The sequence below is a fragment of the Cysteiniphilum sp. GTC20157 genome (assembly GCF_055396795.1).
In genome coordinates, this window is the sequence record NZ_AP044698.1 from 1,571,888 (window position 1) to 1,590,451 (window position 18,564).

The 18,564-nt window shown below is 35.8% G+C and carries 8 protein-coding genes; 1 reads left to right on the top strand and 7 read right to left on the bottom strand.

The genetic code is table 11. From position 1 onward, the window contains the following. Positions 1–387: 387 nt before the first annotated feature. The 7 genes from ACZ5V8_RS07140 to ACZ5V8_RS07170 all read right to left on the bottom strand — a co-directional run bounded on the left by ACZ5V8_RS07140 (position 388) and on the right by ACZ5V8_RS07170 (position 14,978). A complete protein-coding gene (locus tag ACZ5V8_RS07140) occupies positions 388–1,281 on the bottom strand; it encodes a hypothetical protein (RefSeq protein ID WP_464217240.1) in 894 nt (297 codons plus the stop codon). Then, positions 1,275–2,189, bottom strand: a complete 915-nt coding sequence (locus tag ACZ5V8_RS07145) for a LysR family transcriptional regulator (protein WP_464217241.1) — start codon at positions 2,187–2,189, stop codon at positions 1,275–1,277. Before ACZ5V8_RS07145 ends, ACZ5V8_RS07140 begins: the two co-directional genes overlap by 7 nt. Positions 2,190–2,628: 439 nt before the next feature. Beyond that, the gene (locus ACZ5V8_RS07150; protein WP_464217242.1) at positions 2,629–8,304 is read right to left on the bottom strand and encodes a choice-of-anchor D domain-containing protein; all 5,676 of its coding nucleotides are present in this window, start codon (positions 8,302–8,304) and stop codon (positions 2,629–2,631) included. 149 nt (positions 8,305–8,453) lie between these two features. Further along, positions 8,454–8,660: a hypothetical protein gene (locus ACZ5V8_RS07155; RefSeq protein WP_464217243.1), complete on the bottom strand. Its 207-nt coding sequence runs from the start codon at positions 8,658–8,660 to the stop codon at positions 8,454–8,456. 167 nt (positions 8,661–8,827) lie between these two features. Further along, positions 8,828–11,548, bottom strand: coding sequence for a glycosyl hydrolase family 18 protein (locus tag ACZ5V8_RS07160; RefSeq protein ID WP_464217244.1), 2,721 nt, complete (start codon positions 11,546–11,548; stop codon positions 8,828–8,830). Between the two features lie 152 nt (positions 11,549–11,700). Continuing rightward, on the bottom strand, positions 11,701–12,105 hold the full coding sequence (locus ACZ5V8_RS07165) for a fibronectin type III domain-containing protein (protein WP_464217245.1): 405 nt from the start codon (positions 12,103–12,105) through the stop codon (positions 11,701–11,703). 20 nt (positions 12,106–12,125) lie between these two features. Continuing rightward, complete coding sequence (locus tag ACZ5V8_RS07170; RefSeq protein WP_464217246.1) at positions 12,126–14,978, bottom strand: hypothetical protein; 2,853 nt, start codon at positions 14,976–14,978, stop codon at positions 12,126–12,128. A 564-nt stretch (positions 14,979–15,542) separates the two neighbouring features. On the opposite strand from ACZ5V8_RS07170, the gene ACZ5V8_RS07175 reads away from it, so the two are divergent. Further along, on the top strand, positions 15,543–18,545 hold the full coding sequence (locus ACZ5V8_RS07175; protein ID WP_464217247.1) for a carbohydrate-binding protein: 3,003 nt from the start codon (positions 15,543–15,545) through the stop codon (positions 18,543–18,545). Positions 18,546–18,564: the final 19 nt, after the last annotated feature.

Sequence of the window (18,564 nt, forward strand, 5' to 3'; positions counted from 1 at the left end):
ATTACTATTTATATTTATAAATCAGATACTCACACCCATATTTTTGTTTATTCATTATAAATTTCACCGCAGGGCTATCAACGCCAAATAGGTGGGGACGCCACACTCTGTCCAAAATTTCCCGTTATATTTTTTATTTTGTTTTTTGTAAGACTAAAAATTAACCTTGATATCAACTCTGCTTTCATTACAATTTCACATAACCATTATAAGTTAAATAGATATGCATTATATTATATTAATAAAAATATATAGAATTCGCTTTATTCAATGCACGCCAAAAAAATCAAAACTAATCGATTGGATTATATAAATAATTGCAATAAAAGCATCTAATAACTGATAAATAATGGTCATTACCAGTACTAAATGAGTTACGTTTATTATTTAGCTCAATGCAAAAGGCTTCATCGCAGCTTTTAATACACCAGCAGCTTGAGTTAATAAGGCTTTTTGCTGATGATCTAACTGTGGATTATAGATACATAAAAAGGTCATATAACCAATTTCTTTAGGCAGTTCAATTAATTGTTGATGCTTATGCAAAATTTGATGATGCTTAAGGTATAATTGAAAGGCACTGATATTCATAAAAGCAGCATCTTGAACATTACTGGTGATATTGATAATACTATTAAAGGTGGTGTTTGTAATAATGCTTTTATAATATTGATCGTATCGCATAAATTTCTTACTAACTTCAGAATTGACATGATTGGGTATATATACGGAAGTATATTGTGTTCTGCTCGTGGCTGAAGCTAAGCAATTTGTACTTTGTACGACGGTTGAGGTTTCTATCTTGTGACTAATGTAATCCAGTTGATCATCTGTTAAGGCATAAAATGCCGAAATATTGTCATCTATTTTTTCTCGTATCAATAGCTGAATAATATCAGGGTCAGGGACTTGAAAAGTAAAATTGTCAGTCAACTGCACGAGCCATTTAATATCAATATTTGAGATAATATTTTCTATAACGGGTGAAATCATTAAAGTCGGTTTTTGTCGTATTGATTGAAGTTTGTCATCATTATTTTCACTATTGAATAACTGCTGAAGAAAATCTTTAAATAGCAAGCCTTGATTGGAAATTTTATAACTTGAAGCATTCTCAAAAAGAATGATATCAAATTCTTGCTCAATTTTTTTAATTGCATAATACAGTTGTTGACTACTAATTTTTAAGCTCTTACATGCTTTTTCCCGACTTTGTGTTTGCAATAACGTATGCACAATTTTTAAATAATTCTCATAATAGTGCTTACTAGGCTTTAGCATGCCACACTCCATTCATTCTCTGTCAGTGAAGCTTCAGTCGTATTATTCTTGTTTAAGTTCAGCTTACCTAACAATGACTCGATCATCGCTACATCCTGATCGTATTTCGTCGCTGCAATACTAAATTTAAGCTGTTCCATAGAATGGTTCAGCGCATGACATTGTAGCTTATGACTGATATTGGCTAGTCCATAATATGCTTTTTGTGAGGTTAAAAAAATGGATTTAGGCATCGAAAGCATCAATGGAATATTAGAAGACGCCTTGCATTGAGAGATAGAGTATCCAGATTTTGCCAAGGTTTCAGCGACATGACGATAATAAGGTGCTGCAAGGCCACTGTAGTAGAGCGTTGTACACTGATTCAAATCATCCACAGCAAAAAGCATCAATTCATCAATAACAACCGATGCCTGGACTGTGCCTAGGTATTGCGTACTATCATCAACATCAATCACAATCGCTGAAGTAGGTAGTTCACTCCATGCAAGTTTGTCATAGATGGTAACCGAAAAATTCTCATGCAAAAGTCGTTGAGTATCCTCTGAGAAAAAATCATAGCATAGTCGTCGTATATATATACGTCTTTTTATCATAGTACTAGATTGATTCATTGCGGTTATTTTATGAATAAAATCATCATATATAGGTTTCACTTTTTTAAAAATTTTCTGTAGGTCTTGATAGAGTATATCCGCCTGCGTTGTTGCTTCAAGCCCATATTTAGTCCGCATAAATAAAGGATAGTTTAACTCCTTGGATAGCTTTGTGACCTGTGTTGATATATTTGAACTACTTGTTTCAAAATATTTAGCAGTTTCTTTAACTGAAAGTTTCTCATAAAGCTGAAAAAATATAAGATAACGCCTTTCTAATAATTTATGTTGATCATTTTCTAATTTAATCACTTTCCCCTTCCTCTTTATGCTAAAACTAAACTGTGTTTTTCTTAACTCAAAAATCTAGATTTTTGAGTTAAGAAAGCAATCAATCACCTCAAAAAGGCAATCGCAATAGCTATATTAATTATGAGGGGAGAGGTTGTTGATAATAAGTCAACAATCTCATTCTAATCATAATGTAAATTTATGTAAATATTTATGTATTAAATATAGTGAATCAATTTTGATTTTATGAATTTCATTATTATATTTAGCGATAATCTCATTCCTGACAGACTCTATTAACTATTGATAAACTTAACAGTAGACCGAGAAAATGCTTAGGCTATAAAACAACCTATGACGCATTTTTTGAATTAACTGGCATTGATACCAAAAATCTGCCCTTTTTTGTGGAAGGGCAGATTTTGGCAAGTTATGCACTTATGACTCAAATTTAGGATAGTTATAGAGTCTCGTGATGATCAAAAAGAAAACTAGCTGGAAGCAGACTTTCCACATTACCAATCGCCTGATCTAGTAATGAAAAGATTTTACTCCTTTCTGAGCTATTATAAAGTTGTAAAACATCATTATCAGTCACTCCAAGATTTCTCATCGCTGCTTTAAAAGCACTATCTGCAGTTGACTGAGGAATATACTGAAGATTGCCATGAGTATCAGGGTATGACATTACATGCATAGCATTATCAAAGTGATAACGTAACTGAGCAACATTTATATCTATTTTAACATCATGGCCCAATTCAATATTATATAACTGATCAACATAGTATCTAATTTGACGAGGATATAATAAGAATGTACCGCTTTCATTAAAACCCATCTCCGTATTATAGGTAGATTTATCGGCTGAGCGATCGTTGAGATTATTAATCTGAGTTTTATACGCGTTAAAGTCAGTACAGAATTTAATATACTGTTTTGTGATAGGAGCCTGAGGACCTGCATTATAAATTGCATTTAAGATCATATCTAAAAACCCTGTTTTAGCATCTGGAATTGTTTTCAGATTATTAATACAGATTGGGAAATCAGTTGAAAAATCATGCTCCAGTCTAGTGATATCATTAAAGTGAAAAAATGCCGCCGCCATAGTCGTATAATATTTATCATCAAACACATAAGGTGCCTGTTTCGAAGTTTGAGTATTATTAATCACATCATTTTCAGTAAAGCCAATTCCTTTACGCAATGCATCATAACCAATAATAGCGGTATTATTTCCAAACTTTTTTGCAAAATCATTAAGCTGATACGGTCCACCTTGTCCAACACCTAATAATGATATTCTTGGCAAGTTTTTCAGCGGTGTATTTACTGCTAGTGCTGCCCATTCATATTGATCTAAATAAGCATCAGCTGCACCACTTTCCTGTAAAAATTGACCAAATAATGTAGCATAAGTATACTTGTTTAATTTAATCCCTGGATAATATTCATCAATCATATGATATAGCAAACTTCCCCCAATTAAATTAATCATAATAAGACTATTATAATTATCAGTTAAGTGCAGATGATCTTCTGAACTTAATGGGAAGGTTGTATGGTAATCCACTTGATCATATGTCACACCACCTGAGGAATGCGCTATACTTGTGAGATCAGACACAGCTAAAAGATAGTTTGGTAATACATCTAAGTAAGCAGCACCATTATTAAAATTAAAACTGATACTCTGGTGTATATATTGACTGGAGCCATTTCCATATAAAATGAATTTTAAATGACCGCCAATAGTTGATGTACTATTCACACATTGATAGTAGGCCCCTGTAAAAATAGGATATCCTCCTGCCAATTGAGATAAATTAATATTCGTACAATCATCTGAATTATTTTTTGCTAAATTTAAATCAAGTAAATGTGTTTTAGCGTCATCATAATAGATGTCCACAGCATCATACCACTTGGATGGTGATGACACTTTACATAGGACAACATCGTTACCATTCATCCGTGTTGTTATATCCGCTTTATTAGCATCATAATTATTAAAATCTGTACTTAGCGCACTACACTGACTAGCATCATACACGGCAGCTTTACCGGTGCTTGTTGGTAATGAATTAACGGCATAATCTATCTCTTCACTTCTTGTGTAAGCTGAATTTTGAGCATTAATCACGAGTGTTTGCTGCGATTTTGCGACAACTGCTGCTGTACTCAAGCTCACAGTAATACTGCAACTATCACTAGGGTTTAAGGTTTTATTGGCACAATTATCACTTTCGGATAATGGTGAGGTTAACCCTCCAATGTTTGATAATGCTAAAGCTGCTTGTCCATCATTAGTAACTGTATATGTCATTGTTGGATTATGTGAATTTTGCATTGCCGTAAAGCTTTCACCAGTGCTAGATATATTTATACTTGGTTTTGCTGTTGCAATCTGATAACCAATATTATAATACATATCTTTGCCATCAACAGGAATTGTAATAGCATTACTTGCTGTTTGAGCCACATTATTACTTAAATGTAGTTCTATCTCGCAACTATCTGCGGGATGAAGCGTAACTCCAGAGCAAGAATCATGAGAAATTTGCAAATCATTTGAAGAACTTAGCCCAACACTACCAATAACTCTATTTGAAATACCTATATCAGTTAAATAAATACTATAATTGTTGTTATTTGCATTAACTGAAGTGTTAATTTTCATTGTATGAAGATTATTATCAATAGCATCGATCCCACTTGACGTTAACATAAGCGTGTCAATACCTGGCGTTGCATAATCAGTCACTTGATAATTCAACGTACTATTTATGCTTGCGGAAGGATTTGTACTTTGTAATGTCAAAGTCTGATGATTAGCCCCAACCACCGCACTTGTATCCAACTGTACCGTAAACTGGCAGCTTCCTCCAGCAGGCAGTGTCGCACCACAGCGGTTACTGGTCACACTCAATGGTGATGTTACCGTCGGCAAAGTTAATGATGCGGCTCCTGTACCTGTATTCTTAACCGTATAAATCTCATTAATATCAGATGATTTTGTGTCCCCTACATTTGCTAACAAATTACCCGTCAAAGGTGTCATCGATATCTGTGATTGTGGTGACGCGGTTACTTCATAGCTTAGTCCCTGTGTTAATGCACTGTGTCCAGTATATGGAACTGTTATTGTTGCATTTTGAACACCACCTGAAAGCGTATGGCTATCTAAAGTAATTTCAACTGTACAACTTGCGTTAACTGATAAATTTTGACCACTACATCCATCATTCGTTACCCTTAACAAACCTTTAGGGTCATTCAATATCGCTACACCTAGTGCAGATGCTACAGCTGTCCCTGTGTTCTTAATTGTTAATGTTGCCGTAGGTGCTGTATTATTTTGAACAACTGATAAACTTGTGTGATCAATGCTACTAACTAAATTAGCAACCTTCACAGGTGTCACCGAATACTGTTGCTGTGAAGCAACGCTACTACCATCAACTGCATTAACTGTAATCAATCCATTTCCTGTCGTTTGCACTGCGGTGCTTAACGATACTGTAAACTGGCAACTTGATCCATCAACCAGTATTTGACCACTACAATGATCTTGTCCACTGACCAAGTTAAAAGGTGTGCTAAGTGTTATGTTTGATAATCTCAAAGAGCCACCACTGGTATTTCGAACCGTAAAGCTATGTGTTGGTGATGGATCGCCAACTTGCTGATTCCATGTTTGTGTTGCTGGCGTGATCTTCATCTCACCAGCACTAACTGCTACCGAAACAGTCACGGATGACGAGCCGCCTTGATCATCATTTATATGTAACACCATATTCAATGGCAAGACCACTGCACTAGTATCTAAACTCACATCAAATTGACAACTATCACCTGAGGCTAAACTTACTAAGCTACAATGGTCATTTATTATTGTTAACGGTTGAGTCGCTCCCGTTATTGAGCTCACCTTAAGCGTTTTCTTCGTCAAATTGTATAACGTAATCGTTCTGGTATTCGCTGTAGATCCCTTATATGTCTTGATCTGTAATGAAGAATCAACATAAAAACTACCCGTTTGTAATGCTGTTGACGCAAGATGAAGTAACGAATCACTGCTGTAATCTGCATCTGATGACTTAATATCTCCACCAGCATCCCAAAACATCACACCTGCCAAATCTTTTTTCCTAATATAGCTCAATTTCTTCGGTAAGGTCGCTGGCGTATCCAGTGTCGTTAAGTTTGATCCATCACTCCAAATACTTTGCGCCACCGTCATATTATCTGATTGCTTCGCAAAATGTAATATCTGAGGATCTGTCGCATCATTACACTTATTCAACATCACTTCATTGTATTTAATAACACCTGCACCATCACCTGTATTGCAAACATCCCCAGCAGTAGTGCCTGGCTGATAGATCGATGATGACGTCGTTTGATATACTCTCCCATATAATGGTACACCTAAAAGCATTTGAATACTTCGAACACCATGAGAAATATAGTCTTTCATCGTATCATCTATATTGTAGTCTTTATGAATAACTGCAGCAGGTTGTGCAGGATCATTGACAAGTGGTGAATTAAAGTTTGTTACCGTCTCTCCCCGACCTGAACCATGATAATCATAACTCATCGTGTCATAGTAATTAATATAACTAGAAAACGAGGCAAAATAATTTAATCCTTTCGAAGTGTAATATTTACTCTCTATGTCATTAATAACATCTTTACCTGCCGGCAATGCTATACTGATACCCTTCTTACCAGCACCAAAATGAGCATCTAGTTGTTGACGTAATAACTTAATAAAGTCTAAATAATCTTGAAGCTCTGTGACGCTTATCGACACATAATCACTACCCACTGCTGGCAGAGTCCATTTATTCGCATTCGGCTCATAATCAATCTCAACACCAGCAAATGTCTTTCCACTACCACTGTTCGCTTTAATCAGGTTCAATTCATCAATAATGCTTTGAACAAAGTTAGCGCGATATGATGCTGTCATAGCTTCACGCAACACAGCACTCAACGACCAGCCACCAACAACCATATAAACTGGCTTATTCGTTGCTAAAGCTTTATCTATGTTGCCAGCCCCTCCATTTGCATCTTCTGCTGTTGTATAGTCACTAAAAGCATCTGTCGAATGTAATTCAATCTTACCTGATTCATAAATTTGACCATTGTTTAATGTATTACTACCACAAGAAGTTGCATGATCTGTCACAATATCTTTTTCAGTTGGATAGCCTGTCAATGGGTATGTTACATTATCTCGTGCACAATTACCTGCCTCAAAAAACGCGTAATGGATTTGTGTTACATCATCTTTGTTTAAATCAGTAATCTGGTAGTTTGTACCTGAATAATTATCCCAGTTTGACCAATAAGCAACCCGCTGAGGCACATCTGATAATACTTGATAATTCAACGTACTATTTATGCTTGCAGAAGGATTTGTACTTTGTAATGTCAAAGTCTGATGATTAGCACCAACCACCGCACTTGTATCCAACTGTACCGTAAACTGGCAGCTTCCTCCAGCAGGCAGTGTCGCACCACAGCCGTTACTGGTCACACTCAATGGTGATGTTACCGTCGGCAAAGTTAATGATGCGGCTCCTGTACCTGTATTCTTAACCGTATAAATCTCATCAATATCAGATGATTTTGTGTCCCCTACATTTGCTAACAAATTACCCGTCAAAGGTGTCATCGATATCTGTGATTGTGGTGACGCGGTTACTTCATAGCTCATTTTAACCACTAAATTTTCATGATTATTATCTGTAATATTGATAATAACAGGTGTTTGCTTTATTACTCGACCTCCAGGAGTCAGATCAATAATTAAATCACATGTTTGATGAGCTGATAGAGGCCGTCCTGATAGACAGGTTGAGCGAGCGTCATAAGATAATGGGGCGTTCAAGGAAGGCAGCGATTGAATGTCAATTGTTGAATTACCGACATTTTCTATTGTCATTGTATTCTGAGTTTTTTGACCATTAACTAAAGCCATTAAATGAGGAGAGCTTTCACTATAAAGCTGTAGTGACTCACTAGGCTTATTTACTGAGCCACTTGAACCACCTCCACCACCACATGCAGATAGAATTAATGGCGCGATAAATCCAATATATCTTTTTTTTAATTTCATCAATTATATACCCCACAATCACGATATAATTTATATGGCGCATGCTAATGTAATTAATAGTTCCATCAACCATATTATATTTAATTTAGTTAATTCATTTTTTTATTACTAACGATGGATTCGTCATAGATCATTTTGCAAAATGATATTTAGCTAGACAACGCAAAAGGCTTCATCGCAGCTTTTAATACGCCGGCAACTTGAGTTAATAAAGCTTTTTGCTGAGTATTTACTTGATTATTATAAATACAACAAAATTCCATTTGAATAATTGGTTTAGGCAGTTCGATGATAGGATGATATTGATTAGGCAACTGATTTTTCTTGATGAACGATTGCAAAGCAAAAATACTCATTAAAGCAGTATTTTGTACATGAGCAACGATTTTTATCGCCGTATTACGACATAAATTTCATTATCAGATTTAGCAATATTGTCATCCCTGACAAACTCTACTAACTGTTGGCGTTGTGACTAATGCTAAATAAGTTATATCCCGCTACGGTATTTAGTGCGCCAAAATTAGCTGACATAGGGGCTTGGACAACTTTTGACATCACCAGAATCATCAATAAGCTTCCAATGGTATTTGCCACTGTCACCATAATCTTGATCCGGCTCATTGCCTAGCGTCCACTCATTTGCCTGATATTCGTTACCATTATAAGCAACTTTATCCTGCCATTGATAAACACTATTTACAGACCAATCAAATAAGATGCCTTGTGGCACGATTAATTTCCAAGGGCCGCCCTGATCTCTTGCAGATCCTGGTGCTGTATCCTGTGAATACCACTTAGCAACCCAAACATAGCCGTGATAGCTTACTTTGTCGCCCCAATAATATGTTTTATTAGGGCTCCATGCAGCATATTGAGAAGCAGTTGGATCACTACAATCATTTGTTGGTGATACTTTTTTATGCACACTATATGCCACTGAAAATGTTGCGTTTTCTTGATTGTCTGCAATACTTTCCAATGCCGTTTCATTACCACTCACAACATTAGCTGTGTCAAGTGTAACAGTAAATGAACACGATGCTCCCGCAGCTAATACATCATGACAATTCTTATGAAAATCTGTTGATATAGGAGAAGAAATACCCCTAATATCAATTAGATTTACAGGAACTGTCCCCTTATTCACAATACTAACTTGCTGTGCTGGACTCGCATCACCTTGTATTGCTGTTAAGCTGATTTTATTAGGAGAAAATACAACATCTGGTTGTTGTGAGTTTATCTCATAATTTATTAGCAATTGAGCCTTCACGCCATCCTGTGTCGAAGCAGTTAATGTTTGGGATGATTTTTGATGTGCATTTTGTTGAGGGTTTAAGGTAATATTAACATCACAGGCTGATCCTACATTTAATGCTGTATTAGGACAATTAATATTACTAAACTGTGCTAATAACGGGACACTAAGTCCTTGTAATGCATTGTCTAAATTAGTTGCAACATTACCATTATTATAAATCTCAACCTCTTTGGTGTTTGATTGAGGGTATGTGCTACTTATTGACAGTGTTGTAATCACATTATGTTGTAAATTCCTAAACTCAATACTGGTTTTTTTAGGATGGATTTGATGAGGATTTTGATAGCCTTGATTAAAATTATAGATCAATGAATTATTATGATCAGTATATGGAGCATCTGACATCACAGTCCAAACAATAGCTCCTCCTAGTCCTTGTTCTGCTGCATATTGACCATAAGAATATGAATCTTTGCCTGATAAATATGTAAAATAAACATTACTTCCTGTTGGGTAGTTCTGTACCAATGAAGTCAATGCATCTGCACCACCTCCAAAATCAAGTGTACTAGTAACGGGCGTCCAACGATCTGATCTATAGGCTGTACTACCGATATAATAGGTATTGCCATTCTCATCTTTATACTGCCAATCTCTTGCTGTAAAGTCATTATTACCAATCATATCCGCAAGTAAATAATTATAACCAAATGTACCGGAGCACTCCGTACCATTAGGTGCAAATGGCGCCCCACTATTTTTCCAAGATATAGTACACGTCGTTGCATCTAAATCCCCAGGTAAAATCTGAGTGTTTTTTCCATAAGCTTGGAATAAACCTCCATAGCCATTATCAGCAATATCACTAAAGGTAGCTCGTGAATAAGCAGGTAAACCAATCGTTACTTTACTAAGATCAATACCAGACTCTTTTAAAGCTTCTATTGCATGATTCACCGAGAAATCATTATCTTTACCCTTAAATGGATTTTGTGGAACATTTCCTACATTTGGTGCAGCATATAAACTTGAGTTAAATCCTGTATATGGCGTTGTTGAAGCATCAAAGGCACCATGGAAATCATAAGTCATAAGGTTTAAATGATTCAGTCCTTGACTAAACATTTTTGCTAGGCTTCCATCGTTGACTAATCCTTGCAGCATTAATGGGTTAGCCTGTATTGTCAAACTAACCTCTAACCCTAGCTCTTTAATCTGATTAATTAAAGAGCTACTTAATGCTTTTAATAATGCACTTTGAGTATAATCTTTTGATGGACTATCAAACTCGATATCAAGATCAATACCATCCACACCTTGCAGTTTCAATACTTTCAAGCTGTTAAGGAAATTTGCTTGATTGCCATTTGCAACCAAATTATCCATAATACTGTGATATGTCCAACCGCCAATGGTTACATAATGCTTTAATGTTTTCGTATCATTCTGCAGTGAAATAAAGGCATCAAACCCACCATAACAGACTGTTCCCCAACATTGATTTAACTGTGTTGCGCCACCGTTATTTGGCATTGCCCCATCATACATTTTTAATGACATAGCATTACTGTCTGATGCAAACCAGTGACCACTCTTAAGATCTACATTCGATAGATCAGCCCATGAATCGCTAAATTCAACAGCACCGTTACTACCTGGCTTTAAAAATCCATAAGATAAGGCGCTAAGCCCATTTAACTTATTTTTTAAATCTGTATTCTCAGTTGACTGTTCACTACCCGGAGAATTGTTATCCATCTTAATATATCCTTTTGCAATTCCTGGGATTGGATAGCTTGGCTCAGGAATAACATGCCCTGCTGTTTTCAGCTCATTTGAAACATAGTTTGCATTGAAATAACCGCTGTAATTTGCATAATATGCCATTACGAATGGTTTTTGTGCAGCAACTGCCTGATGAGAAAAAACAGCTGAAGAAACCACCCCAGTTAATACTGAAAATATTTTTTTATATTTCATTAAAAACCTCCTTAATGTTAAACCAAAAAATTATTTAACACTTTATAAATCAAAGTGCTCATGAATATAATCAAAAAGCCTATCAACATGTCTACCTTATTAAGTATAAAATAATAAGTTATCTTTCTTATCAATAATTATGGGCAAGTTGCCTAAGCTTTGAATGAGTGTAATCTGCCAAACTGAGTCTGTGTTGATATATCAGCACAATCAGCAGCACTTGCCGTCACAATAACCGTATATTGCGTATTTGCAGTCAGACCTGATAAATTAGTACTTTCACCAGCACCACTAGCAATTTGCGTATCACCTTGCTTAACAACATAGGAATAACTTACTGTCTCAGCATTAGGTGAGGCAGCAGCACTCCAGTTAATTGTAGCGCCGCTATCCGTAATATTGCTCACATTTGGAGACGTTGACCAATTCAAAGTTTCTTGAGAGAGGTTGTTGTTTGTATTTGTTTTAAATGAAGCTTCTTTGATCAATGCACTGCAACCATAAGCAGCATGCGCAGAGTTCTTGGTAATGTTATCAACTTGTGACGCATAACCCATGATAATTTCAAAGTATTATTTCAATTAACAGGATTTAGACCATGCTTTGAATAATAAGCATGGATTTTATCTGCCAACCAACCATTATCTTCATTTCCTCCTGTTGGATAAGCAATACTGACTGAAGCAGGCCCCAAAGATCCCCATAGGATTGAGAATACACCCATATTTTTTTGCAAATCTTCTATATGGGACACTGTCCAATTATATGGTGGCTCATTACTGATATTATCAAATAGATAGCTAAATGTATTGTTATCTTTTGTTCTGTAGAGCCCCTGTGTATATGAAGTAAATGGTACATTTTCAAATGCTTTAAGATTTGAACTACTCAAAGCTGTATCACTACCAAACACATAGTCTGTTGCCGTAGAAGCATAATCATTAATGGTTGTGTCATTTTTAGTTGACAAGTGACTTCCAGGTAATTGGAATAACATAATGGGTGCATTAGCAAGATCGACATGTAAGCCTTGAACAAATGAAAAATACACTTGCCAATCTAAAGCATTGAATAACCTACCTTGTCCAATTGTATTATCATTTGTCGTACTATTTTGATATATTACATCTTGTCCATATTTATCAAGTGCATAAAAATCTGGATTGTATGAATTATTAACGTTATATACATTAGTAAGCTTCAAGAATTCCGCTTCACGTTTCGCTAGAATATTAATTAACTCATTATTAATTGAGCCATCTTTATCTGCATAATGAATCCAATTAATACCACCGCCAATATAGGCATATTTTTGCGGCAATGGAACCGACGGTAAAATCTTGATATCTTCATTCACATAAATATTGCCTGACCATCCAAATGGAATATTAGGGGCGATGGTTTTTATCCACCAGTTAATCGTTTGCACGTATAATGCAAAATTGTTTTCAGGATTTGTGTTTAGATATTTTTCTGAATATTTTTCATACTCTTGATATACCTGACCGTCTTTGGTAATAACACCTTTATTTATAAGATCATTGATTGCTGCATCTAGAGCAGGTTTAACATCAATCTTAGTTACATCACCAGCGACGCCACTTGCGCTACCCCAGTTTACTTGGCAGTTGTAATAGGTACAGTTTTGAAATACTGAAGCAAAGTCAGGGTTAACAACTATCGTACCTGGCAAACCATCATTTGTGTAAGCTGATTGAAGCTTATTAGCAATAAAATAAATATTTTCAAATCTAGCTTCAATATGATCTTTGGATGATAAATCTGAGTTCAATCCTCCCGAGAAATTCGCAGTATAGGTGACTACAATCGGGTGGATGCTCATATTATATTCTTTATTCTTTGACGTAGCATCATCAATCGCTTTAGCAAACTTAATCAAATTTGTGGTTTTAGTCGCTTCAGGGTCATAAACATCACCTGATTTACCTAATCCACCGCCATCACTGTAAGTGTATACCGCATCAAATGGCTCACGTGATTTAAATCTATCAACATTTGCCATTGTGTTCGTCGTAATAGCACCCATACCAATATATTGACTAGGCCAACCTTTTACGACTGCATCATGCGGTGTTACTTTTTTAGCTATGAAGTCCATTTTAACGCTATTGGTATCATTATTATCTAAAATAGTAACTGTCTGTTGAGCGGCATCATATTCATAATCACCATCAATAACTGAACTTGCTTGAACCGTATATTGTCCTGGCTCTAAATCCAATGTTAGATTGTTGGTATTTCCAGTTTCTTTAGTCGCAACTGTTTTTCCTTCTTTGATAAAACTTAGTGTTGTTGTATCATCTGCAACTAGTCCAGACACACTAACTGATACTTTCTCAGTCTTAATAATGGGTGTCACATCTGCGCTAATTTTAATCTGGTAATTATCTTGACTACTTTGCAACGTAATATCATTACTACTGAAATTAAAATCATATTTCTGACCATTAATCGTTTGTTCATTGATTGAGAAATGGTATGTATGACCATCCAATAAGCTAATGCCTTTAGTATCATTATCCCAATCTATTGTCAATGTTTGCGTTTTTCCTGATGTTTGATCAGTAATACTTAGCTGAAGTGGTAAAGCACCTTGCGGTTTGACAACACCCAAGACAAAGCTCACATTTGATGATTCGACATGCGGTGCTGTATAGGTTATTTTATCATTCACAGTTTCATTGCCTTTAATTACCACATCACTAGATGATAAGGTCAACACGCCATGTTGACTAGTATGCGCAAAAACCAAGTATTCACCCGCAGGTAAGCTTACTTTACCACCTAGTTTTATCAAATCACTTTGTGAAAAGCTTTTTACAACTGCATTGGTCAATTTATTATTGATTGTATAAGTTGCATCTGCTGGGATATTGCTATTATCAAAACTAAAGTTTAAGGTCCCATTACTGACTACTGGTTGAGGATTAACGTCAGGGAGGTATACCTTATTAGGTGCTGAAATACCAAAGTTTACGGTAATATAATCATTTGGTTGCAATACGATAGGACTTACTTTACCTGACCAATCAGCGCTTGGTTTCACTGCATAAACACTTATCGACCTGCCGTTATCATTTAATTGCTGAACGAAACTTTCGCTAGCATGATATTTCCAAGCATTAGTCACATGTGTCAAATCAACACCTATCCAACCCCCAATGTTTTGAGAGTCACCAAAATACAAAGGCGTGCTTGATATAGTGACAGGACTCTGTGATGTGTTTTTGAATATAACCTTTTCATTGATCCACCATTGATTACCAGCATTAGATTCCTCAGCAGTAATGCCTTGTGGTAATGAAAACTTAGTCGAAGCGCTACTATTTGCCTGAGCCATTGCCACAAGTGGCAATACTCCACCTATCATACAGGTCAATATAGCGCTACATATTTTCTTTTTTTTCATAATAAATAACTCCCCGAATTAATATTTACAGTCAATACAACCAACTTGCTTGCAGATGCCATATAGACATAACAATGTATATTACCTTTTTACACTAAAGACCAAATGAATATTCGATGCTCCTGAATAGCTTGCTGTTTTTGTTCATTTTTACCATCAAGAGCACCCGCAAGTTATTGCTATGTTTAGTTGCGGCGAAGCCGCTTAGGATGCTCTAGAATAGAAAGGCAAATACCTGTGCTTTATAAATAATGATCAGAACAATAGCTTGCTCTAGATTATACCTATAAAACCTCTTAACCTTATATAAAAAAATAAATATTAAAATGATATTCATTATTTTAAGTTAAAATTCATTTATAACTTAATGGCACTATCTTTAGTAGGATGACAAGTCAGAGGCTGTCATTGCGAGCACGAGCGGTATAGTATATTCCTTAGAATTTAAAAAACATAAGTAATAATAAAACAAGAAATCTTATTGACAATTATTTTAATTAATCAATATTAGCTCGCTCAATCATAAGGTATTTATATCGAAATCAAACTTAATCTGGGGGGATTATGAAAAGACGGATACAATTAATCATCATTGCTTTGCTTATGCTTATGTTGGGAATTAGCATAAGCATGTACTTACAATATTTATATTATCAACATGATAATCAGATAAGATATAACGCTAAACCAATGAGTATGATCGTTGGCGATGACGATGATGACGATGACGATGATACTAGGCCTAAGCTTAGCGAGAAAAACCGTGATAGAAGCCCATCCGAAGCAAAGCAGATTCATCAAGAACTACAGCTTTTGAAAAACAGTCAATCAGTGGCTCATCCACAGTACGGCACATGGCTCTCCAAAGGCCCTGATAATCAACCAGGTTGTTGGCAGATGACTGAATTTGATGAGCGTGATAACACTGTTTGGGGAATGACATGTGGACATTCTGGAGGAACGCAATCTATCTTTAAGGGCAGCTTAGCAGGAGATGATTTTAAATTAATATCAGGTCAACTCCCTTATCGATTTAACAGTATGATATTTACGCAATCAACTGACCATAAGCAACGACTGTTAGTCGCCATTAATCATGGTCAAATAAAATATACTGATAATGATGGTACAACTTGGCAATCATCTCAGGGTTTGTTAGACAATATTACTCAATTGATCATAAATCGCCAAACAGATACAGGACAATGGAAACTATACGCTACTGATGACCAAAGAGTTTATGTTTCCATTGATGACGGTAGTCACTTTACTGTACTTGAAGATTTTGGCAGTAAACAGAAAATGAGCTTATACTCACCTCGTTACAATAATCAACCCAATAATGGTAATGTTTACCTAACTAGAAACAGTAACTTCTATCAATTAAAAAATAATGAATCTACATTTACCAAGCTAGGGTCATGGCAATATAAACCCAGTGATCGATTCGTTATTGGTGGTGATAGTCGTTTACTTATTATTTGTAATCGAGATGATGATTACAAGTACTTAACAAGTACTGATGGTGGTGCATCATGGGTAATGCAGCCAGGCTCTAGCTACCCTGGTGATTTCATTTCAACAGACCCTGAAAATCCAAATATCCTAATTGGTGGATACATGAATCCAACATTTTCATTTGATGGAGCCAAAAGTTTTCTAAACCCTAATATATGGTGGATGCACCAAGTTGCTTTACCGAATGATCAAGATATGCGTTCGCGAGTTCGTATCCATGCAGATCATGGCTCATCGCAGTTTTTTTATGATAAATCAGGCAAACTATTTACATTAAATAGTACCGATGGTGGCATTTATCGATCCTATAAAGATTGGACAATAACTGATATAAATCAATGGACGACAGGGGAGTATTATGATTATCAATTACCCAATGAAGTCTACTATAATATCACTTTATATGGAGCTCAAACCGCTGAAATATACAGACAATCTATGGTGACAGGTTGGCAGAATCCCGACGACATTGTTATAGGAACACAAGATCAAGGTGATGAAACTTCGTTTTGTCAAACAGATCAAGACTCTCTTTTGCATTTTACGCAAGCACCTTATGGTGATGGTGGAACATTTATATCCAGTGAGCTTAGTCATGTTATCTGGCAATTAAGAGGAAATAATCCCGTTAGCATCACACCTCCAGCACCTGAATATGACGGTAGTAATTTCTTAGGTATCCGAGCAATAAGTACTGATCATGCGCTTACTTTACCAATACCCTATAGTGCTAATTTTAGAGTAATGATCGACAAAGAGCATCCTGATAATATCGTTTGGATCTGGAACGCTTCTAAACTATTTGAAGCAATATGGTCGAATGAAAATCAAACTTACACTTTAAAGTACAGCTCACCAAACAATTCAAGTGGTAATTTTAGTGGATTTGATCAATATAGTGCTGACCCTAATATTTTATATGTTATTCGTGGCAATAGCTTATACAGAAGTACTGATAAAGGTGATAACTGGTTACCTATCAATGATAATTTACCGATGAATGAAACGAGTGACTGTGTATTATGGGTATCTCCTGTGGATTATAAGAACATCTTATTTTACTGTCCTGCAAGTACGAATAATTCCTGGTATAGCGAAGATGGTGGAACAACAATGCAAAATGTATCAGGCATACTTCCTCACTCTGCTCTCATAGCACAAAAACTACAAGGAACACCCGATGGACGACTTGTTTTTGTAGGTACTACTCTTGGTCCTTTTGTTTTTGATACTCTACTAAGACAATGGTTTAGTTTACTAGATGCTAAAACGCCAATCTTTATGACACAAGATATAAGTTATATACCCAGTATCAATACAATACGCTTTGGGACTTGGGGTCTGGGGATTTACGACTTTCAGATTACCATAAATCCAAAACTTGCTTTTTCACAAGATAAGATTGATTTTAATACATCACAACAGCAAAGCGTAACAACGAAACAGATTACGATTACAAATATTGGTTTAGTTTCTGCAAAACTGGGTAAAGTAACTGGACTTAGCCATCCTTTATCAACAAACTTTTCACAGCAATGTGAATCTAAAGTGCTCTTTACTGGTGATTCATGCACATTTAGCATTAATATGGATACATCCAATGTTATTTCAGGATCACAAACAGCTACTATCAATATTGAAAATAGTCAAATCACATCAGACTTAACGGTTAACTATCATATAGTAAATGATTGTCAGGACCCAAATGCCAAACAATATCCAGATTTTGGTGATACTACGCAAGACCATTATAATGCTGGAGATGTTGTCAACTACCATAAATATCTTTGGCAAGCACAATATTGGGTGTCAAAAAATGTTGTGCCAACGACACCTAATAGTGGTTGGAAATTATTTGAAATACCTCAGGGTATCGTATTTAAATGGGATTCAAGCATTGCCTACCATAGTGGCGATGTTGTCGCATATAACAATAATGAATATCAAGCCAAATCATGGACTCGAGGAAATGAACCCTCATCTGAACCGTCTAGCCCTTGGAAGGATCTAGGCACTGTGAGCGGCACCGTTTGTGATCGACCATCTTAGCACCCGCTTAAACAGAAAC